General features: G+C 46.7%; 18 protein-coding genes and 1 pseudogene. 16 read left to right on the top strand and 3 right to left on the bottom strand.

The features are described 5' to 3' along the window. Positions 1-4: 4 nt before the first annotated feature. From H8S44_RS02965 to H8S44_RS02980, 4 genes are read left to right on the top strand one after another with little or no spacing between them, the layout of a single operon-like run. Positions 5-1,189 (top strand): glycosyltransferase family 4 protein, encoded by a 1,185-nt coding sequence (locus H8S44_RS02965; protein WP_243167461.1) that lies wholly within the window; start codon positions 5-7, stop codon positions 1,187-1,189. Between the two features lie 8 nt (positions 1,190-1,197). Next, positions 1,198-2,394, top strand: a complete 1,197-nt coding sequence (locus H8S44_RS02970) for a hypothetical protein (RefSeq protein ID WP_186873325.1) — start codon at positions 1,198-1,200, stop codon at positions 2,392-2,394. Then, positions 2,391-3,494, top strand: a complete 1,104-nt coding sequence (locus tag H8S44_RS02975) for a glycosyltransferase family 4 protein (RefSeq protein ID WP_186873324.1) — start codon at positions 2,391-2,393, stop codon at positions 3,492-3,494. Before H8S44_RS02970 ends, H8S44_RS02975 begins: the two co-directional genes overlap by 4 nt. Before the next feature lie 17 nt (positions 3,495-3,511). Beyond that, positions 3,512-4,810, top strand: coding sequence for a hypothetical protein (locus H8S44_RS02980; protein ID WP_186873323.1), 1,299 nt, complete (start codon positions 3,512-3,514; stop codon positions 4,808-4,810). A 133-nt stretch (positions 4,811-4,943) separates the two neighbouring features. Here the strand turns inward: H8S44_RS02980 and H8S44_RS02985 are convergent. The 3 genes and pseudogenes from H8S44_RS02985 to H8S44_RS02995 form a co-directional block, all read right to left on the bottom strand. Then, positions 4,944-5,126: pseudogene (locus tag H8S44_RS02985) on the bottom strand (IS256 family transposase); the annotation flags it as partial. 133 nt (positions 5,127-5,259) lie between these two features. Then, on the bottom strand, positions 5,260-6,456 hold the full coding sequence (locus H8S44_RS02990) for a zinc-dependent alcohol dehydrogenase (RefSeq protein WP_186873322.1): 1,197 nt from the start codon (positions 6,454-6,456) through the stop codon (positions 5,260-5,262). 188 nt (positions 6,457-6,644) lie between these two features. Continuing rightward, a complete protein-coding gene (locus H8S44_RS02995) occupies positions 6,645-7,436 on the bottom strand; it encodes a GntR family transcriptional regulator (RefSeq protein WP_186873321.1) in 792 nt (263 codons plus the stop codon). A 284-nt stretch (positions 7,437-7,720) separates the two neighbouring features. Here H8S44_RS02995 and H8S44_RS03000 point away from each other — a divergent pair, with 284 nt between their 5' ends. From H8S44_RS03000 to deoC, 12 genes are all read left to right on the top strand, one after another. Continuing rightward, entirely contained in the window at positions 7,721-7,867 is a 147-nt protein-coding gene (locus tag H8S44_RS03000; protein WP_186873320.1) for a hypothetical protein, read from the top strand. Positions 7,868-7,941: 74 nt separating this feature from the next. Beyond that, positions 7,942-8,733 (top strand): sugar phosphate isomerase/epimerase family protein, encoded by a 792-nt coding sequence (locus H8S44_RS03005; RefSeq protein ID WP_186873319.1) that lies wholly within the window; start codon positions 7,942-7,944, stop codon positions 8,731-8,733. 18 nt (positions 8,734-8,751) lie between these two features. After that, positions 8,752-10,251, top strand: a complete 1,500-nt coding sequence (locus tag H8S44_RS03010) for a sugar ABC transporter ATP-binding protein (protein WP_186873318.1) — start codon at positions 8,752-8,754, stop codon at positions 10,249-10,251. Between the two features lie 16 nt (positions 10,252-10,267). Then, positions 10,268-11,200: an ABC transporter permease gene (locus H8S44_RS03015; RefSeq protein WP_186873317.1), complete on the top strand. Its 933-nt coding sequence runs from the start codon at positions 10,268-10,270 to the stop codon at positions 11,198-11,200. A 55-nt stretch (positions 11,201-11,255) separates the two neighbouring features. After that, the gene (locus H8S44_RS03020) at positions 11,256-12,410 is read left to right on the top strand and encodes a sugar ABC transporter substrate-binding protein (RefSeq protein ID WP_186873316.1); all 1,155 of its coding nucleotides are present in this window, start codon (positions 11,256-11,258) and stop codon (positions 12,408-12,410) included. Positions 12,411-12,428: 18 nt separating this feature from the next. Next, positions 12,429-13,421: an ABC transporter permease gene (locus H8S44_RS03025; RefSeq protein WP_186873315.1), complete on the top strand. Its 993-nt coding sequence runs from the start codon at positions 12,429-12,431 to the stop codon at positions 13,419-13,421. Positions 13,422-13,447: 26 nt separating this feature from the next. Continuing rightward, positions 13,448-14,575: a zinc-dependent alcohol dehydrogenase gene (locus H8S44_RS03030; RefSeq protein ID WP_186873314.1), complete on the top strand. Its 1,128-nt coding sequence runs from the start codon at positions 13,448-13,450 to the stop codon at positions 14,573-14,575. A 58-nt stretch (positions 14,576-14,633) separates the two neighbouring features. Further along, positions 14,634-15,773: a zinc-dependent alcohol dehydrogenase gene (locus tag H8S44_RS03035; protein ID WP_186873313.1), complete on the top strand. Its 1,140-nt coding sequence runs from the start codon at positions 14,634-14,636 to the stop codon at positions 15,771-15,773. Positions 15,774-15,791: 18 nt separating this feature from the next. Continuing rightward, a complete protein-coding gene (locus H8S44_RS03040) occupies positions 15,792-16,703 on the top strand; it encodes a sugar phosphate isomerase/epimerase family protein (protein ID WP_186873312.1) in 912 nt (303 codons plus the stop codon). 16 nt (positions 16,704-16,719) lie between these two features. Next, on the top strand, positions 16,720-17,841 hold the full coding sequence (locus H8S44_RS03045; protein ID WP_186873311.1) for a PfkB family carbohydrate kinase: 1,122 nt from the start codon (positions 16,720-16,722) through the stop codon (positions 17,839-17,841). A 9-nt stretch (positions 17,842-17,850) separates the two neighbouring features. Continuing rightward, positions 17,851-19,002 (top strand): Gfo/Idh/MocA family protein, encoded by a 1,152-nt coding sequence (locus tag H8S44_RS03050; RefSeq protein ID WP_186873310.1) that lies wholly within the window; start codon positions 17,851-17,853, stop codon positions 19,000-19,002. Positions 19,003-19,043: 41 nt separating this feature from the next. Next, positions 19,044-19,754, top strand: a complete 711-nt coding sequence (deoC, locus tag H8S44_RS03055) for a deoxyribose-phosphate aldolase (RefSeq protein WP_186873309.1) — start codon at positions 19,044-19,046, stop codon at positions 19,752-19,754. Positions 19,755-19,973: the final 219 nt, after the last annotated feature.

Here is a 19,973-nt window from a genome sequence, read left to right on the forward strand (position 1 = left end):
AAAGATGATGGAAAAACAGCGCATCCTGCTGATTCACAACTACTATAAAATCCCCGGCGGCGAGGACACGGTGGTACAGAATGAGAAACGGCTTCTGGAGGAACATGGCCATGAAGTGATTCTGTACAGCCGTTCCAACCGGGAGATGGAGGCGTTTTCGGCGTGGCAGAAGTGTCTGCTTCCGTTCACGTCTCTGTTTTCGTTGCGCAGCTTCCGGGAAGTGAAGCGGCTGATTCGGAAAGAGAAAATCGATATCGTTCATGTACACAATACCCTGAATCTGGTGAGCCCGTCCGTGTATTACGCGGCCTTTGCATGCAGGGTTCCGGTGGTGCAGACCATCCATAACTTCCGGATGCTGTGCCCGGCGGCCACGTTTCTGCGGAACGGGCAGGTGTGCGAGGACTGCGTGGAGCAGGGACTGGGCTGCGCGGTGCGGCACAGCTGCTATCGGGGCTCAAAGGCCCAGACTCTGGCCGGCGCGGCCATTCTGAAGGTTCATCGGATACTGGGAACCTATCGGAAGCTGTCCTATATCTGCCTCACGGATTTTAACAGGGAAAAGCTGTTACTGCTGAACCGAAAAGGAAAACAGATCGTAGATCCGGAAAAGGTCTATGTGAAGCCGAATTTTACGGCGGATACACAGCGGCAGGAAACGGTGCGGACAGGAAGCTATCTGTATGTGGGGCGGCTGGAACCTCTGAAAGGGGTACGGTCGCTGATAGAGGCCTGGCAGGCCTTTCCGGATAAAGAACTGCTTCTTTGCGGAATCGGACCGGAAGAGGACTGGATCCGGAAGTATCTGGAGGAGCATGAAATGGGTCAGGTGAAGCTGCTGGGGCAGATGCCTCATGAAAAGGTCATGGAGCTGCTGGGTCAGGTGAAAGCGCTGATTCTTCCTACCCTGTGTTACGAGGGACAGCCCATGGTCATCATGGAGAGCTACGCGGCCGGAACGCCCGTATTGGCCAGCGATATAGGCAATGCGGGAAATATGGTTCTTCCGGGCGAGACAGGATACCGTTTCCGAACCGGGGATCCGGAAAGCCTGCGGGAAGCGGTGCGAAAGCTGGAGGCGGAGCCGGAACGGGAGTGGAAGCCCCGGGAGGTGTATGAGCAGTATTATACGCCGGAGAAAAATTATGAGAGACTGAGGGAGATTTATTCTTCTGTGCAGGGAGAATAGAGGGAGATATGAAAAAAACGATAGGAAAGATGGCAGGAATTTATCTGGCCCTGATTTTACTTTTTACAGCGGCGCTCTGGCTGGTGTCGGCCATACCGAACAGCCGGATGCAGGGAGCAGTGGACAGTTTTCAGGACAGATGGGAACAGGAATATGTGGAAGGCGGATATCCGGAGCCTTTTTTCGGGAATTCCCAGGCTACCATTGATCTGTATACGGACGGGGCCATGTACGAGCGTCTCACCACAGAGGACGGGATGGGAGCGCTGCAGTCGGCCATGTACGCAAAGGATTATACGAGATACTGGCATGGCTATCTGATAGTGTTAAAGCCGCTGAGTCTGTTCCTGACTTATCCGCAGATTCGCTATCTGAATATGTTTATCATCAATATCCTGTGTTTCCTGTCGGGAATGATGCTGTACCGGAAAACGAAACGCACGGGAGCGGCGTGCGCCTTTATCCTGGGGCTGACGGCCACCTTTCTCATTGTGGCGCCCATCAGCTTCCAGTACATGGCCTCTTACACGGTGATGTTTCTGACGGTGCTTGCGCTGCTGGGTAATCTGGAGAAAAGAAAGCTGGGGATGCCGGAATTGTTCTTTGGCTGCGGTATGTGCATCAGCTTTTTTGATTTTCTGACCTTCCCAGTTATCACACTGGGGATTCCGCTGATCGTGTGGCTGCTGGCGGATGAGACAGGAAGGAGTTTCCGGAACCGGGTAAAAGCCCTGATCGGCTATTCAGTTTCCTGGGCTGCAGGTTATGTGCTCTGCTGGAGTACCAAATGGATTCTGGGAAGCCTGATTCTGGGAAGAAATATTCTGACAGATGCATTGAATCAGGTACTGTTCCGTTCCGTGGGCAGCGCGGAAGAGGTGACGACGCCTGCGGAGGCCCTGAGCAGAAATGTGGGAATGCTGAATTATATGAACTGGCCCGCGGTCTGCCTGGTGATTCCGGGAATCCTTCTGGCGGTGCTGGGCTGGCGGCAGTGGAAGGCAGACAGGGATACAGCGCTTCGGTATCTGTTGATTCTGGGCGTGTGCCTGTACCCGTATCTCTGGTATATTGCATTTTCCAATCACTCCCAGATTCATTACTTCTTTACATACAGAGCCCAGGCGGTGACAGTTTTCGGCGTGCTGGCCGTGCTGTTGGGACTGCTGGGAGACTGGTGTCAGAGCAGGAGAAAAAGTCTATGAAAAGAGTCGTAATCATCACAAACATTCCGGCGCCCTACAGGGTGGAGCTGTTTGATTATCTGCAGAAGCATACGGAAGCATATGAGATTCATATCGTCTATGCCAGCAGAAATGAGGATAACCGCAGCTGGCATATCGATGAAGCAAAGATGCGGAACAGCCATTTTCTGGATTCCTATACCATCAAGATTCCGCGGCGTTATGACACAAAGTATATTCATATCTCCAAAGGGGTGGCGAAGCTGCTGGATGAGCTGAAGCCGGATTTGGTGGTAGGCTCAGAGTATAATCCTACGATTCTGCAGGCGGTTCACTACTGTAGCAGAAAGAAGATTCCCTATGTGAGCTGGACCGACGGAACCCTTCATTCGGAGCGGAATATCGGCAGACTACAGAGGAAGTTCCGCCATTATGTGATCAGCCATGGGGCAGCTTATCTGGCTAGCAGTACCCGTTCCCGGGAGGCGCAGATCGCCTATGGCGCCCGGGCAGAGAAGTGTTTTGTGAGCCTTTTGACGGTGGACGTGGCTCAGTACCGGGTGGAGCCGGAGAACCGGCAGGCGAACCGGCTACTCTGCGTGGGCAGCCTGATTGAGCGAAAGGGCATTGATTTACTGCTGCGGGCTCTGAACGGGATGGAAGAACCCTGGGAGCTGGCATTGGCAGGCGGCGGTTCGGAAGAAGAGGCTCTTCGCAGTCTGGCGCAGGAGCTGGGAATCGGAGAGCGGGTGCATTTCCTGGGCTATCTCTCCAGAGAAGAGCTGAAGCGGGAATACGCGAAAAGCGGCATTTTTGTCCTTCCCACCCGGGAGGACTGCTATGCGCTGGTGATTCTGGAGGCCATGTGCGCGGGACTTCCCATCGTAAGCTCCATTTATGCGGACGGAGCCTATGATATGATTGAAAATGGGGAGAATGGAGTGCTGGTGGATCCCTATCAGGAGGAAGAGTTCCGAACCTGTCTCCGGGAGCTGCTTCAGCAGCCGGAAAAAGCAGAGAAGATGGGACAGAAGTCGCTGGATCTGCTGGATAAGTTCCGGTTTGAGCAGGTGAGTAAAGGGTTCTGGGATGTGTTTGATTATGTGCTGAGACGGCGTTAAAAGAACGGAGGCAGCCCATGCAAAAGAAAAAACTATACGGCACCGTAGTCGGCCAGGAGCATATTTCTTTTGCCCTGGATGGCTTTACCTGTGTGTTTATCAATTCCCACACGGATAGCAGAAGTATGGAAAAGCTGAATCAGAAGCAGGGCTGTATCGTGGGAAAAACCACGGGGAACAAATATGTGTATCTGTACTGTGGGCAGGAGTTTAAGATTCACCGGGAGGCGACCCTGAAGACCTGGCTGTATTTCGTGAGCAGTGATCCGGAACCGGGTGCGTTTCAGAGTCTGATTCTGACGGGAGGCGTCCTGAATAAACTGTACTGGAAGGCTGGGCTGAGAACGGAAGAAGAGGACGGAAGACGGTTTCTTGATTTCCGGAAGGATTCCATGAAATGGGAACTGAAGGGAAAGGCGCTGGAGGGTACGCTGGAAGTGGCCTCCGGGATCCGGGAAGGAGTTTCGGCAGAAAAAGGAGACTATATCGAGGTAACGGATACGACGCTGGAACTGATTCTGGGGCAGTCCCGGGAGTTTTCAGATTTTTCGGAGGTCTACGGCTGTCTGCTGCGGCTCTGTCAGTTTATGGCCTTTCGGCAGAATGTGGGTTTTGACAGAATCCTATTGGGCCGGAAAAGCGAGAATATTCCGGAGCTTTATGAAGAGATGGCGGAGTGCTTTGTCCGTCATGACTGGGAGCAGATAACGGAAAAGAAGATCTTCAGCTGTATCACCTTTCAGGCGCTGGGGGACTGCCTGCCGCCGCTTCTGGCGTCCATAGCCGAGAACCGGCCGAAGAAGCCCAAGTTCAATATCGGATTCATACCGGAGCATGATAAGGATGTCTATTTTATTACCAGCATGAATGTGCGGGAGGTCTGCTCGGCCCTGGAGTCCGAGATGGAGCTTTCCAAAGTCAAAGTGGAGCGCGACGCGGAATTTAAAAAGTTGGTAACGGAAATGAAAGGGCTGGTGAAGGCTCACCGTGATGGCGAACATCCGCTGAAGGAGGCCAATGACTACCAGTTTATCTTCGGCACCCTGGATCACATGAGCGGAGCCCTGGCGGATAAAATAGAAATCTGTTTCCAAAAGTACCAGCCCCTGCTGGGCGAATACATCAGCTGCAGGCATATCGATGAACTGGTGAGCTACCGGAACACCATCACCCACGGCAGCTACATGCAGCTGGATGGCCAGCTGGCGGAGACCACGTTTATTCTGATGAAGCTGGTGTACTGCTGCGTGCTGAAGAGGGTGGGGATGGAAGACGCGAAGGTCCGGGAGCTGATGGAGAGACGGGTGGTGTCGTGAAAGGATTATTTAAAGTAGAATTTTAAAATTTAAAGAAATAAATTCAAGGAAGTAAAAAAGAAACTAAAATGATTTCAGTTCCTTTTTTACTTCCTTGAATTAGATTTCAGTTCTTTTAAGAAACTAAAATAGCATTGGTAGTTTCCAAATCACCTTTTTGGTTCTTTTCATAGCCCAGGGAGGCATCCATTTCTGCAACCAGTACCTCTTGTAAGATGTCTTTGAAACTTTCTTTCAACAAAGAATAAACATCTTGTACATTGGTAAGATCGTTTTGTGTAATAATTTGTCGAATTTGTTCCTTGGCAATCGCCATATAAAAACTCCTTTTTGATAAGATTATTCATATCTTGATTCTTACCAAAAAGGAGCCATTTATTTCCAAAGACACAACCTTTCTTACACTACCCGATTGAATAGAGACTTTCTATTGATACAACAGGAAAGCTTTATTTGAAGATAAACATTGCTTTTCTCATTGTATTGTCATGTAATGCCAGATCAAAGGCCTTTTCCAGATTTTCAGTAGTCATCTCAAACTTGTAATCAATGAAATCGCCCATGGGTACGATGCCGTTCTGAATCAGATCCAGAGCTACATCGAAGCCGTGATTACTGTTTGGCGCATTGTGGGCGTTCACCATACCTGCTCCAACAATACACTTGTTTACAGACAGGCCGCGGAAATGGAAATAAGACCAGTCAATCGGAACTAATTTGCAGCAGGCGCCAATCTGACCGATTCGTCCGCCGAACTTGGTGATATACGGAAGAAGCTGGATACATTCGGGCTCACCGGTAACTTCCAGAACGCTGTCAGCGCCTTGATGCTCGGTTGCATCCCAGATAGCGTCAGCCACGTTATCCACTTTGTTCGGGTTAATGATAACATCTGCACCGTGAGCTTTTGCAAAATCAAGCTTTGCATCATCCAGATCTACTGCGATGATCTGCTTCGCACCCATACCTTTTGCGATGCACATGGAAGCAAAACCAAGGGCACCTACGCCCAGTACCACCACGCGGTCACGGAACTGAACAGTCTGGGTTACGTGAGGGTATACGCACATAACCGGCTCAGCCAGGGTAGCTGTTTCATAGGAAACGCCGTCAGGAATTTTTGCAATTGCGGAGAAGTCGGCAACGACATACTCTGCAAAACCGCCGAAGATCGGGCTTCCGGTCACGCGATCTCCTACTTTGAAAGGATTATTGTTTGCTACCAGGTTGTTTTCCGTTACACGTTTCCTGCCGTCTTCGGTGGTGTATTCTCCGTAAGGATGCTGTCCTAAGAAACCGCCGATCTCTACGATTTCTCCTGCCATTTCATGGCCCATGCGGGACGGGAACGGCTCCCAGTCATATTTCAGATGTTTTTTCGGGTAAACTTCAGCAAGCGGATCCGGATTTTCCGGAGTGTTATGATACAACATCCGCATGTGATGGGGAAGCATACCCCAGCACTGATGATCGTGAGGCGGATGATAGCCACGGACTGTGTTGGAGTCTGTCTGCTTGCAGATAGATCCCGCGTGAATTTTGATAAGTGCCTGTCCGGGGCCTGGTTTGGGAATCGGAACCTCGCGGATTTCCCAATGGCCTTCGCCTACATTATTGAGCCAAGCCTGTTTCATTGTACCTTCCATAAGTAATACCTCCTTGTATGTTTTGAAATATATGGTTACAATGTTGTAAATGTATGATACAATTAAAACATAAAAATACTGAAGTGTCAATATCGTTTTGAAAGTTTCTGAAAAAAATACATAGGAAAGAAAGAGACAGCCGCACGCACTGATTTTCAGTGATACGGCTGTCGTTTTTTATGGATTTGTCAGATGATTTGTCTGTAGGTATTCTGATAAGTTGTGTTTTTCTGATACAAAGTGATTTCATATCGATTGCGATTTCCGGGAGCAATGATAATGGAGTATTCAAAGATATCATTATTTGAGTTCTTGGAAACACGTTTGATACGAAATGCGGGAGTGTTTGGAGGACATTCCAGCAGTTTTGCCTTTTTCTCGGATAAAATGATTGCCTCATAGGTTTCGGTTGCTTCACTGGGGAAGGTTCCTGTGTATTGGGAAATCAGCGCGTATAGCGAATCCCCCAGATCTTCTCTGGACAAATGAGGAAGATAGATGGTGGGAATGTATACTTCTTCCAGAAGCAGAGGCTTGCTATTGCCTTTTCGGAGACGGCGGATCTTATATACGTCCATATCCTCGGAAATATTCAGCTTGCCGGCAACGTATGGCTCCGGCTTGATGGTTTCAAAGCTTAGTACGTCGGAGCTTGGCGTGATTCCAAGATTCAGCATCTCGGAAGAAAAGTTGTAAAGCGTATTCAGGTTACGGCTGAGCTTTGGCTCGCAGACAATGGTTCCCACGCCTCGTTTTCGGACGATGCGTCCTTCCTGCTCCAGCTCATTAAAGGCTTTGCGCAGAGTGGAACGGCTAAGCTCCAGATCCTTACAGAGAACGAGTTCGGCAGGAAGCTGATCACCGACTTTAATGGTACCATTGTTGATTTTTTGATGGAAGATATTTGCGATCTGTTTGTAAAGCGGGGTGATGGAGTTTAAATCCAAATGTTCTTTCAAGATATAGTTTTGTTGCTGCATGCGAACCTCCGTTGGAAAATATTCATACAAGAAATGTTATTTTAAAAATTGAGAGATAACTTGCTCAGGCTATAAATTGGGCATGGTGTAAAACAATAACTGTCATTGAATTCTCGTATGCTGCAAAGAAATTACACATGTTAGCTAAATAACAAGCAGATTAAATGTCCATAAACAGTCTAAAGCCACTGACATTTTAGTATAAGATAAAATTATTGTCAATATCAAATAAGCATTATGCACATAGAAATGTGGAAAAAATTACCGGGGGGGGGGTAAAAAATATGGATAAAATGATGACTCAATTGTTTCATACAAAACAAATAAAAGAAGCAAAAAGAAGAATGGCACTGCAGGAAAATAAAAGGATTTCTATGTGCAAAATAGACAAAAAAACAGAATCAAAAAAAATATTATTGACAAAACAATGATACTAATGTACCATACAATTAACACGTAGAGAACAAATGGAGCAAAACAGACAGATGAAAGGTAAGGAGGAGCGATGGAGAAGACAGTAGGAATACAGCAGTATATGTTCAGAGATTACCTGAACGATGAATGTCAGATATCCGAAACGCTGCAAAAGATAGCGGCGGCCGGATATGACGGAGTGGAAGTCTGTAGCTTTTTGATGCAGGATGCGGCGTTCTGGAAGCAGAAAATGCAGGATGAAGGCTTAAAAGTATTGGCTGTCCATGAGGAATTCGAGAACATATATCGTGATACGGCGCAGAGTATTGTCCGGGCGAAACTGCTTGAGACAGACTATATCGTGTCTGCGGGAGTGATGCAGACGGTATTTGAGGATAGTACTCAGGTAAGGGAACTGGCCCGCCGGTTAAATGAATGTGGCCGGCAGATCAGTGAAAGCGGTCTTACGTTTCTGTTTCACAATCATAATTGTGAGTTTGTTCGTACAGAAAAAGGAACGCTTCCGATGGATATTCTGCTGGAGGAGACAAATCCCGATTATGTGAAGTTTGAAGTGGATACCTACTGGATTTCCATTTCCGGATTTACAGCGATGGAATGGCTGGACAAAATCGGAACCAGAATCGGATTTATGCATATTAACGATTGCCGGGTATGCAGTGACAAAGCCGGAACTCCAATACGCACTGTAACCGGAGCAGAGCTGGGGACAGGAAATCTGAATTTGCCGGCACTGCTGGAGAAGGCGCAGTCCTATGGATGTACCTGTGAAATTTTGGAGACGCATGATGGCTGGGTACATGGCTCTCCTTTTGAATCGATGGAAATCAGCAGGAAGTATCTGAGAAAACATTTCAAATAAAAAGTAGGATGAGATGGTATGCAAAAAGAAAGTGTAATCAAGGTAGAACATATTACGAAAACGTTTGGTCTGACAAAAGCGCTGACGGATGTCTCTCTTGAGATTGGATATGGAGAGATTCGGGGACTGATTGGAGAAAATGGTTCGGGAAAATCCACGCTGGCATCCATGATCGTGGGAACCGGACATCCCGATTCGGGGGAAATGTGGTACAGGGGCGAGAAGCATAATCCGAAAAATATGCTGGAGTCTAAAGAGAAAAAAATCAATATTCTGATTCAGGAAAACGGCACCATCAATGGCCTGACCGTAGCCGAAAACATGTTTTTGGGAAAAGAAAGTACCTTTTCCAAGTCAGGAAATGTGAATAAAAGGCGCTTGATTGAAGAGGGAAGCAAAGCGTTGGCGCGCATTGGCGCAGGACACATCAATGCGGCGGACAGGATTGAAAAGCTTAGTTTTGAGGACAGAAAGCTGGTGGAAGTGGCAGTTGCCATGTATAACGAGCCGGAGGTTTTGTTTGTAGATGAAACGACCACTGCTCTGTCGCAAAAAGGGCGCGAGCTTATTTATAAGCTGATGGATGAGATGAGAGAGGCCGGAAAAACCATTGTGTTCATTTCCCATGATATGGCTGAATTAGAGAGGATGTGCGACAGCATCAGCGTCCTTCGGGACGGACATTTTGTCGGGACCCTGCAGAAAGAAGAAATTACACAGGATACATTGAAGCGCATGATGATTGGACGTGAATTGACGGGTGACTATTATCGCGGCGATTATGAGATGAGCTATCAGGAAGAGGTAGTTCTGGAGGTGGATAACGTAACCTGGGGCGAAACAGTACAGGATATCAGTTTTCAGCTTCATAAAGGCGAAATACTTGGACTGGGAGGCTTGACCGAGTGTGGGATGCACGAGCTGTGTAAAATCATATTTGGCGCAATCAAACCGGATTCGGGAAGCGTACATCTGACGGATGGGACGAAAATCACCAGCCCTAGCTCAGCGATCAAAAGCAAGATCGCATATATGCCAAAAGACAGAGATCTGGAGTCGCTGTTCCTGGCGACAAGCATCAAAGACAATATTGTAATGGCTTCTATGGATAAAATCAAAAAAGGCTTTTTCATTCCACCCAGAGCAGAAAAGGAACTGGCCGATGAACATGCGGGAAAGCTGGAAGTAAAAATGCAGAATACCTCCCAGTACGTCAGGGAACTGAGCGGCGGAAACAAGCAGAAGGTGGTCGTTGCAAAATGGATGGCAAATGGATCCGAGATTCTTCTTATGGATTGTCCTACAAGAGGTATTGATATTGGAGTAAAAGCAGCAATCTATCGGCTGATGGAACAGTTAAAGAAGGAAGGAAAATCCATCATTATGGTTTCGGAGGAAATGCCGGAGCTGCTTGGAATGTCAGACCGTATCATTGTTATGAAGGATGGAAAGCAGACAGGTGAGTTTGAACGCAGTGAAGTATTAAGTGAACATGATCTGATTCATGCAATGCTGTAACGGAGGTGGGAGAAACATGAACGAAGAAAAAGTTATAAATAAAGTAAAAGAATCCATACCACTTCTGATGCTGTTGGGGCTGATTATCTTATTCGCTCTGACAACAGAAGGAAGATTCTTTACAGCGTATAATTTAAAGGTTCTGCTGATTCAGTCCTCCCTTTACATCATAGGAGGAGTTGGAGCCACTTTTGTCATGGCGCATGGAAATATGGATTTCTCCCTGGGAGGAATCGTGGCGATTGCTGCAGGTATTGGCTGTGTGGCAGGAAACGAGGTGACCTGGCTGACTCTGCCGATGTGTATTCTTGCAGGAATCGTATGTAGCATTCTGGTGGGACTGATACATATCTATGCGAAGGTTCCTTGTTTTGTGGTTGGCTTTAGCTTTATGTTTGCAGGCAAAGGTTTTACAGCGGCCTTGACTTCAAAGGTTGCCAGATTTACACCGACGGCTTTGAGTAAATTAGATACCTTCGCTTTTTATCTGGTGATGTCCCTGATAGTGGTTGTGCTCGGAACTTTTCTGCTGAATTATACAAAAATTGGAAAGTTTAACAAAGCCATTGGATCCAATATGAATGCGGCACGTCTAAGCGGTATTGCTGTAAACAAATATAAATTGCTGGCGTTTTTAATTACAGGTATCACAGTGGGAATTACCTCTTTCGTGAATCTAATTCGTTCCGGCGGCTGTACCGCGCAGACCGGACAAAGCTACGAAACACAGGTCCTCCTGGCATTGGCTTTGGGCGGAATTTCCATGGCCGGCGGTTCCAGTGTGAAGATGCGTTCCATTGTTATCGGAGCTATTCTGTATATGATGCTGGATAACGGACTGCTGCTGATGGGAGTAAGCGCGAACTGGATTGATTTGATTCGGGGAGTCATTTTCATTTTAACCGTTTACATATCCTTCGATAAGAAATCTGTGGGATTTATAGCTTAAAAGAATAAGAGCGGCAAGGGCTGTTTTTATAAAAATATAAAAAAGGAGAAGAAAAATGAGAACAAAAAGAGTAATTGCGATGTTGTTGGCAGCGACCATGCTGACTGGCCTTCTGGCAGGGTGCGGCTCAAAGACTGAGACAAGTCAAGCAGAAACAACAGAAGCGGCAGCGGAAACCTCGGAAGATAAGCTGAAAATCGGCGTTATCTTCTACAGCAAGGATGATGCACTGGGACAGAGTGTAGTCAGTGTCGTTGATTATGCAGCAGAAGTATTGGGCAATGTGGAGGTGGAATGGAATATCTGCGGCACAGAGCCGACAGACCAGATTGCAGCAGCAGAGAATCTGATTGCGGCAGGCTGTGACGGCATCATGTCGATTCCGATGTCTGATACGGTTTCCTATAAAACTGCGCAGGCATGTGAAAGCGCAGGCATAAAAGTGGCTTATTGCTTCCGCAACATCAATGACGAAGCAATGAGAGAAGAAGTAGAGGCTATGGAATGCTACGTGGGACAGTGTCAGGAGGATGAGGCTGGTACCGCTAAGGCAATGGTAGAGTATATGGTTGAACAGGGTTACGGCAAGTTTGGTATAGGTTATGTAAATCCCGCACACGCACTGATTCAGCGTAATGTTGGTGTTGATGAAGGTCTTGCGGAAACCGGCGCAGAAAAACTGGCTGAGTACACCATTCCGGATGCACTGGATCCCCAGCAGCATGTAAGTGCGATTAATAACTTTGCATCTGCTTACCCGAATATGGATGCTGTTATTCTTACATCTACTAGCCAGGGCGGCGGCGAAGCTGTATACAATGCAGTTCTTTCTTCTGGCAAAGATATGAAGATTGCAGCATTTGATACCTTCGATGGTATGATGGATGGATTTGAAAAAGACGTTATTAAATGTATCGTAGGTGGAATGTATCCGGACGCACTCTTTACCTTTATGGCGCTTTACAATGCGGTAGATGGCAATCCACTGTCTGACGAGCCGATTCACCTTTCCCAAGGCTATCTGCTGATCAGAAATGCAGAAGAGTGTGAAGTGTATGACACATACGTAGCAGATCCGGATTACCGTATTTACAATGAAGAAGCGATTAAGAGCATGGCAGTACGTTACAACGAAGAACTGACTTTGGAAAGCTTCCAGGCATTACAGGCAGATTTCTCCATGGACTATGTACTTTCCACCATCGAGTAATCAGGAAGACGAGAGGACATGAATATGCAGAGCAGCAAAAGTAAATTAGTAAGAAATGGAATTATCGTGCTATTAATACCTTCAGTAATCTTTCTGGTACTGCTGCTTGCGTATCCGCAAAATATTTCGTTGGCAAATATACCGCTGATTCTTTCACAGGCCATCGCTCCGGCGATCCTGGCCTGGGGGGTCAGCTTCTGCCTGATAAGCGGCAACTGGGACTTTTCTATAGGAGCGGCTCAGTTGATGGCGGCGATTATTGGCGGACGCATAGCGCTTCAGCTGGATATCGGCTTTGCGGGGGTGGCGGTTTTTGCGATTTTAGCAGGCTTCTGTTGTGGTCTGATCACGGCCTTGGTATTTTATGTTTTGCGTATACCGACGATTATCGTTACGGTGGGCATGATGCTGATATATGAAAGCCTGAGCGGTGTGTTTTTTGATGGTTTTGGCGTAAGTATGCCGCCAGGGTATCTTGTTGTTTCAAAATTCCCTAACAACTTTATTGTTTTAGCAATTGTGTTTGCCGTATCTTACTATCTGCACAATTTCAGAAAGATTGGCTATCATGTGCGGGCAGTTGGAAACAACGCAGTTGTAGCGAGCTTAAGCGGAATCGATGTATATAAGATAAAGGCAACGGCGCTTGTTCTGGCAAGTACCTATGCAGGCATTTATGCCATGTATTCGCTGGGGCTTTCCGGTACACAGAAGGCGGCCAGCAACATGCAGACATCCTCTCTTGTGTTCGATTCCATGATGTGCGTATTTCTTGGTATGGCGCTGCAGCGTCTGTGCAATCTGGTGATTGGAATTTATATTGGAAGTGTTACCATGCAGCTCATCAGACTGACGCTTCTGGTATTTGGTTTCCCGAGTCAGTATAACCAGATTATCATCGCAGTATTTGTACTGGTATTTATGGCAATTTCCTATAATGGAGAGGGTGTACGAAGGCTGTTTGAGTGGTTTTCGGCGCTAAAGCAGAATGAAAAAGTGACAGCAGAATAAATTTTATAGACGAAAAGGAAATGCATATGGCTGATACATATAAAAGATTAATCCTGGAAGGAATCGGCGGACCCTGGAGAATGGATGAAGCAGAGATCCCGACGCCAGGTGTGGGACAGATTCTTGTAAAAATGAAAGTATCCTCTATTTGCAATCAGACCGATTTGAATACGATTCGGGGATATCATCCGCCCCATGATTATCAGATTCAGATGATGGTACCTCACGACATGCGTAAATACAGAGGAGCAGTACCGGATGAGCTTTCGGATGTATATCCGTCCAGAGACTATCCCTTTAATCCTTATCCGACCACGATGGGACATGAAGGAATGGGAGAAATCGTTGCAATTGGCCCTATGCCGGAGCCGGTACAGAAATTTGCGCATCCCCATGGACGTTTGATGGATTTGACGCCGACCTTTAAGGTTGGAGACCGGGTTGGATTGACAGGAACCATCGGTGGCTTTGGAGAGTATGTGCTTACGGTTCCGGAAGAATGTGTGCTGATTCCGGATACATTGACAGATGAACAGGCAAGTCTGACAGAGCCGGTCATGGTAGTAAGCGGTGTGATCAAGCAGTGCGTGAGACAGGATGATGATGTGTTAATCCTGGGGCAGGGAGCCCTTGGCCTGATCGCAACACAGCTGGCTAAATTATATGGCGCCAGAAGAATTATTACGACAGAACCAGTGGCGTTTAAACGCGAGTTATCTAAAAAATTTGGAGCAGACATTGTTCTGGATCCGAATGAAACGAATATTGTTCATGCAATCGAAGAAATTACAAACGGAAGAGGCATGCCTGTCATCATTGAGTGTGCAGGTGTACCGGATACCATTCGAATGATTCCCTATCTCGCAGAGTACCAGTGCCGCGTGGGTCAGATTGGGGCATGCTGCGAGCCTGTATTGACAGACTGGAGTTATATTCATTTTAAAGGAATGAGAATCACCTGTCAGATGCAGGGAAATCTGGTGGGAACTACACCGGGACACTCTGGGAAACGGGCAGTGAAGCTCATGGAGAGAATGGATCTGGACAGCCTGATTACGCACCGTTTGGATTTTACAGTAGAAGCAACGGAGCAGATTTTTAAAGAGATTGAAGAAAAAGCAGATGTAATTAAAGCGATTTACACGTTTAAATAAGAACAAATTCCGAAAAGCTTTTTCGGAACAAAAAAGGATTGAGGAAGGAGGCGTCTGAATGGCAGGAACCTTTAAACAGCTGGTGCTTACCGGGAAAGGCGGACCCTGGGAGCTTGTGGAACGTGAGATTCCGACCCCGGGACCGGGCGAAATTCTGGTAGAGATGAAAGCATCAACGATTTGCAATCAGACCGATTTGAATACAATACTGGCAAAGCATCCGCCTCACGACCATCAGATTACGCTGATGTATCCCCACGACTTTCGGATCTGGGATAAAAGGGATCCGGATCCGCTGGCGAAGTATTATCCAAAGCGAAAATATGCGAGAGAACCCTATCCTACTACGATGGGACATGAAGGGATGGGAATTGTCAGGGCCATAGGGCTTATGCCGGAGGAAAGCCCCTACCGGACTTTGATGGACGAAGGACTTCAGCGGAGAGAAGCCATACGGGTCGGCGATCGGGTCGCAATGGCGGCGACGATTGGAGGCTACGGCGAATATGTGATTACGAGGCCGGAGGAATGTCTCAAGGTGCCGGACTCTCTGTCGGATGAAGAGGCCTCCCTCTTCGAACCCTGCGCAGTGGTACACAGTGTTATCAAGCAGATTGTGAAGCCTCTGGACGATGTGCTGATTCTCGGACAGGGTTCACTGGGACTTCTGGCAACTCAGATGGCCAGAATCTATGGAGCAAAACGGATTATTACCACAGAGCCAAGCGCATATAAAAGGGAGCTTTCTAGAAAATTTGGCGCAGACATCGTTCTCAATCCGGATGAAGTCAATATTGTACATGCGATCGAAGAGATCACAGACGGAATGGGAATGCCCGTGATTATCGAGTGCGCCGGGGAACCGGAAACGATTCAGCCGATTCCCTATCTGGCAAGGACCGGCTGCCGGGTGGGCCAGATAGGAGCGTGCTGTGATCCGGTACTGATTGACTGGTCTTACATCCATTTTAAGGCAATGAAAATTACCTGTCCGATGCAGGACAGTATTTTAGGCAAATCCTTAAATGTTGGTTATCAGGCGACGATGGATTTGATGGCATCCGGGAAAATGGATTTGAAGAGCTTGATTACGCACAGGTTATCCCTGACAATAGAAGATACGGATGAGATTTTCCGCAAAATCGAAGCAAGGGAAGATGTAGTCAAAGCAGTATATGTTTTAAACCAGGAGAAATAACGAAAAAGGGGGTATAGTATGAAATTAGGATTCTTAAGTGCAATTATGCCGGAGCTGTCTTTTGAAGAAGTGATCGACTTTGCATCGGAAAATGGATTTGAGTGTGTAGAGTTGGCATGCTGGCCAAAAGGCAAGTCAGAAAGACGCTACGCTGGCGTTACCCACATCGATATGGCGGAGCTGGATGATGAAAAGGCTGCGTACATCAAAAAGTATCTGCATGATAAAAACGTTGAGATAAGCGGTATCGGTTATTATCCCAATCCCCTTGCTGCTGACAAAGAAGCAAGAAAAGTGGCGATTGAGCATATCAAAGAATGTATTCTGGGCGCAAAGAAGCTTGGGGTAGGTGTGGTAAATACTTTTATCGGAAAGAACAGACTGGAAACTGCAGAGAAGAACTGGGAGGAGTTTTTGGAAATATGGCCTGAAATTATAAAATTTGCGGAAGAACAGGGGATTAAAATCGGAATCGAAAACTGCCCGATGTATTTTAAGACCGAATGGCCGCAGGGTGACAACCTGGCCGGAAATCCTCAGTTCTGGAGACAGATGTTCCAGGCAATCGAAAGTAATAATTTCGGATTAAATTACGATCCGTCTCATCTGGTATGGCAGCAGATGGATTATATAAAACCGATTTATGATTTCAAGGATAAGCTGTTCCATTTCCATATCAAGGACGCAAAGTTCTATCCGGATAAATACAACGAGGTTGGTATTTTTGCGCCGCCGCTGGATTACCATACGCCGAAGCTTCCGGGACTCGGCGATATTGAATGGGGCAAGGTGATCAGCGCGCTGAATGATGTCGGTTATACAGGACCGGCAGTCATCGAAATCGAAGACAGGGCATACGAAGGCTCCATGGAAGCCAGAAAAGCGTCGATTCTTCTGTCCAGGGATTTTATGAAGCAGTATATCCGCTGAAAAGGTGGTAAGTAAGATGAGAAAACAGAAGTTGTTTGATGTGGTTCTGCAGAAAATGGAGACAGGTGATCCCAAAAGTGTCCGGGCTGTCATAGGTTTTGACGGGTTTGTCGATGAAGTTGTATATCCGGTGGATAAACGGTATGATGCAGACCGGTTTGACAGAATCAAATATCTGGCGGATTACGGTAAAAAGATTTGTGACAGCGCAGGACTTAGTATGAACGTTGAAATGTTGCCAGTACAGGAAAAGCTGGGCGGAAACGGGCCGATTTTTGCCAACTCACTGGCAAAACATGGGTTTGATGTGACGTATATAGGAGCGCTTGGCAAAGAAAGTGTTCATCCTGTGTTTTATGAGTTCGGTCAAAATGCGCATCTGATTTCTATCAGCGATCCCGGCCATACAGACGCGATTGAATTTTTGGATGGAAAGATTATCAGCTGTAAACTGGAACCGCTCAAAGAGGTGAACTGGAAAAATTTTCAGGAAAAAGTAGGAGCAGAGGTTTTTGCAGAGCTGTTGGATCGTGCAGATTTTATTGGATTTGAAAACTGGACGCTTGTGGTGAATACTACAGAGGTCTGGAAGGGCATCATTCAGTATGTACTGCCGATCTTAAAACATACAGAGCGGAAAAAGCTGTTTATTGATTTGGCAGATCCGGAAAAACGCACGAAAGAAGATATTTTGGAAGCCATCAGGTGTCTGGAGGAATTTGAGAAAAGCTTTGAAGTGATTCTGGGACTGAATGAGAAAGAGTCGTACGAAATAGCGGCCTTATATGGCTATGAAAAGGAGTCCTTTGAAAGTGTTCTGGATGTGGCAAGGCTGCTGAAAGAGAAAATTCAGATTTCTACAATTGTAGTCCATCCTGTAAAAACAGCATGTGCGGCCGGAGCGGATGGAGCATATCAGGTAGAAGGACCTTACTGCCAGGAACCCAGACTGACAACCGGAGCCGGCGACAATTTTAACGCTGGTTTTGTGCTGGGGCAGATGCTGGGCTGTACGCTGGAAGAATCCCTGTTGGTTGGGGTGGCAAATTCCGGATTTTACGTAAGAAACGCCAGAAGTGCCAATTATGAAGAACTGCAGAAATTTATAATGGATTGGAACAAAAATGTTCTGGATTAGGAGAAGTCTATGGAAAAAATTATGGTAGGAGTTATTGGAACAGGTTTTATCGGTCCGGTACATATTGAGGCCATCAGACGCCAGGGCACCGCGGAAGTGCTGGCATTGTCTGAGGTGAATTATGAAACGGCAAAGGCGAAAGCAGAAGCGCTTGGCATTCCGAAGGCTTATGGAGATTATAAGGAATTGCTGGCAGATCCGGAGGTTCAGGTGATTCACATTTGTACACCGAATCATCTGCATTTTGCAATTGCAAAAGAAGCCATCCAGGCAGGCAAGCATGTAGTCTGCGAAAAACCGCTGGCTATGAACGTAGAAGAAGGAAAAGAGCTGGTTCAGCTTGCGCAGGAGAATGATTTGATCTGTGCAATGCATTTGAACTGCCGGGCTTATCCCATGGTACAACAGATAAAAAATATGGTAGAGAACGGAGATTTGGGAACAATTTTTGCAGTAAATGGTTCCTACCAGCAGGACTGGCTGTTTAAAGAGACGGATTACAGTTGGAGACTGGAGAAACAGTTCAGCGGAGAATCCCGTGCAATTGCAGACATCGGTACACACTGGTTTGATACAGTGGAAACGATCACCGGTCTGAAGACAGAAAAAGTATGTGCGGATTTTGCAACTTTCTATAAAACCAGAAAAAAACCGTTAAAGCCGGTAGAAACCTATTCCGGAAAGGTTCTGGAAGCAAAGGATTATGCAGACGTGCCGATCGATACAGAGGATTATGCAACGGTATTAATTAAATTTGATAACGGCGCACATGGCTCCTTTACCGTAAATCAGGTGGCAGCCGGAAGAAAAAACCGTATGTATTTTGAGATTTACGGAAGCAAGTGCGCAGTTGCATTTGACAGTGAGGAACCGAACCAGATCTGGATCGGAAATCGTGATGGAAGCAATCAGATTATGATGAAGGATCCGTCTTTGATGTATGCAGAGGCCAGAGAGTTTAGTAGCTATCCGGGCGGACATACAGAAGGCTTTGCAGACACCTCAAAGCATACTGTTCGTAAGATTTACGAAGCGGTGCGTAATGGAAAAGCGGCCGAGGTGGATTATCCGAAATTTGAGGATGGATACAGAGAGCTTCAGCTTTGCGCAGCAATCGTGAAATCTGCCCAGGAAGAGAAGTGGGTAACCGTAGAGAAATAAATATTTTTACAGAAAATCTTTGGAGGGAAAGAGACCGTATTATGAAAACATTAACCAAAAAAGCAGAAGACATGAGTCTGAAAGAGCTGGCGAAATACATTGATTATTCTGTGTTGAAGCCGGAGTTTACAGAAGAAGAGATTATTGAATTGACAAAAGATGGCGTGAAGCTTGGCTGTGCTACCATCTGCATCAATCCGGGCTATATGGAGCTGTGCGAGCCGTATGTCAAAGGAACGGACACCATGCTTTGTCCAGTAACCGATTTCCCCTTCGGCACAAGCTCTACAGAATCCAGAGTACAGCAGGTAGAAGCAGTTGCGAAATACGATACGGTAAAAGAAGTGGATATCGTTATGAATTTTGGTATGCTGCGTTCAGGAAAAACCGATGAGATTATCAAGGATTTAAAAGCATGTGCAGCGGCTGCGCATAAGTACAACCGGGAAATCAAGGTGATTCTGGAAACAGATGCACTTACGGTAGAGCAGGTAAAGGAAGGTTGCCGCTGCTGTATGGAAGCTGGAGCAGATTTTGTAAAAACCAGTACAGGCTTCCTGACTGGATATGAATCTCATGGAGCAACGCCGGAGATTATTCAGGTGATGATGGATGAAGTCGGCGAGAAGTGTAAAGTAAAAGGAAGCGGCTGTATTCGTACCAGAGAGCATTTCCTGAAATTGATTGATATGGGAATTGATCGTATGGGCGTTGGATACAAATCTGTGCCGGTAGTTCTGAATTTAAAATAATAGAAAACAAGAATAATGATTTTTATGAGGCTCAAAAACAGTCAGAAATTATTTTGGCTGTTTTTGATTTATATCAGGGGTAATTGTTAGGGGAAGGGCAGTGGAAAGCAAAGGGATAAAATACGTGCTGGATTTGTTCATAAAAACGGTATCCGGTGTCGTAGGGAAGGTTATTATGCCCATCATAGGCTCTGGCCTGCTCCTGGGCTTCCAGGTTTT

This window comes from Anaerosacchariphilus hominis (genome assembly GCF_014290175.1).
GTDB lineage: Bacteria > Bacillota > Clostridia > Lachnospirales > Lachnospiraceae > Laedolimicola > Laedolimicola hominis.

Bases quoted from the DNA above. Each gene is read 5' to 3' on its own strand.
- H8S44_RS02975 (WP_186873324.1), top strand. From the start codon at position 2,391: ATGAAAAGAGTCGTAATCATCACAAACATTCCGGCGCCCTACAGGGTG.
- H8S44_RS03050 (WP_186873310.1), top strand. From the start codon at position 17,851: ATGGAAAAAATTATGGTAGGAGTTATTGGAACAGGTTTTATCGGTCCG.
- H8S44_RS03005 (WP_186873319.1), top strand. From the start codon at position 7,942: ATGGAGAAGACAGTAGGAATACAGCAGTATATGTTCAGAGATTACCTG.
- H8S44_RS03030 (WP_186873314.1), top strand. From the start codon at position 13,448: ATGGCTGATACATATAAAAGATTAATCCTGGAAGGAATCGGCGGACCC.
- H8S44_RS02995 (WP_186873321.1), bottom strand. From the start codon at position 7,436: ATGCAGCAACAAAACTATATCTTGAAAGAACATTTGGATTTAAACTCC.
- H8S44_RS03015 (WP_186873317.1), top strand. From the start codon at position 10,268: ATGAACGAAGAAAAAGTTATAAATAAAGTAAAAGAATCCATACCACTT.
- H8S44_RS03000 (WP_186873320.1), top strand. From the start codon at position 7,721: ATGGATAAAATGATGACTCAATTGTTTCATACAAAACAAATAAAAGAA.
- H8S44_RS02965 (WP_243167461.1), top strand. From the start codon at position 5: ATGATGGAAAAACAGCGCATCCTGCTGATTCACAACTACTATAAAATC.
- H8S44_RS03035 (WP_186873313.1), top strand. From the start codon at position 14,634: ATGGCAGGAACCTTTAAACAGCTGGTGCTTACCGGGAAAGGCGGACCC.
- H8S44_RS03045 (WP_186873311.1), top strand. From the start codon at position 16,720: ATGAGAAAACAGAAGTTGTTTGATGTGGTTCTGCAGAAAATGGAGACA.
- H8S44_RS03010 (WP_186873318.1), top strand. From the start codon at position 8,752: ATGCAAAAAGAAAGTGTAATCAAGGTAGAACATATTACGAAAACGTTT.
- H8S44_RS02980 (WP_186873323.1), top strand. From the start codon at position 3,512: ATGCAAAAGAAAAAACTATACGGCACCGTAGTCGGCCAGGAGCATATT.
- H8S44_RS02990 (WP_186873322.1), bottom strand. From the start codon at position 6,456: ATGGAAGGTACAATGAAACAGGCTTGGCTCAATAATGTAGGCGAAGGC.
- deoC (WP_186873309.1), top strand. From the start codon at position 19,044: ATGAAAACATTAACCAAAAAAGCAGAAGACATGAGTCTGAAAGAGCTG.
- H8S44_RS03025 (WP_186873315.1), top strand. From the start codon at position 12,429: ATGAATATGCAGAGCAGCAAAAGTAAATTAGTAAGAAATGGAATTATC.
- H8S44_RS02970 (WP_186873325.1), top strand. From the start codon at position 1,198: ATGAAAAAAACGATAGGAAAGATGGCAGGAATTTATCTGGCCCTGATT.
- H8S44_RS03040 (WP_186873312.1), top strand. From the start codon at position 15,792: ATGAAATTAGGATTCTTAAGTGCAATTATGCCGGAGCTGTCTTTTGAA.
- H8S44_RS03020 (WP_186873316.1), top strand. From the start codon at position 11,256: ATGAGAACAAAAAGAGTAATTGCGATGTTGTTGGCAGCGACCATGCTG.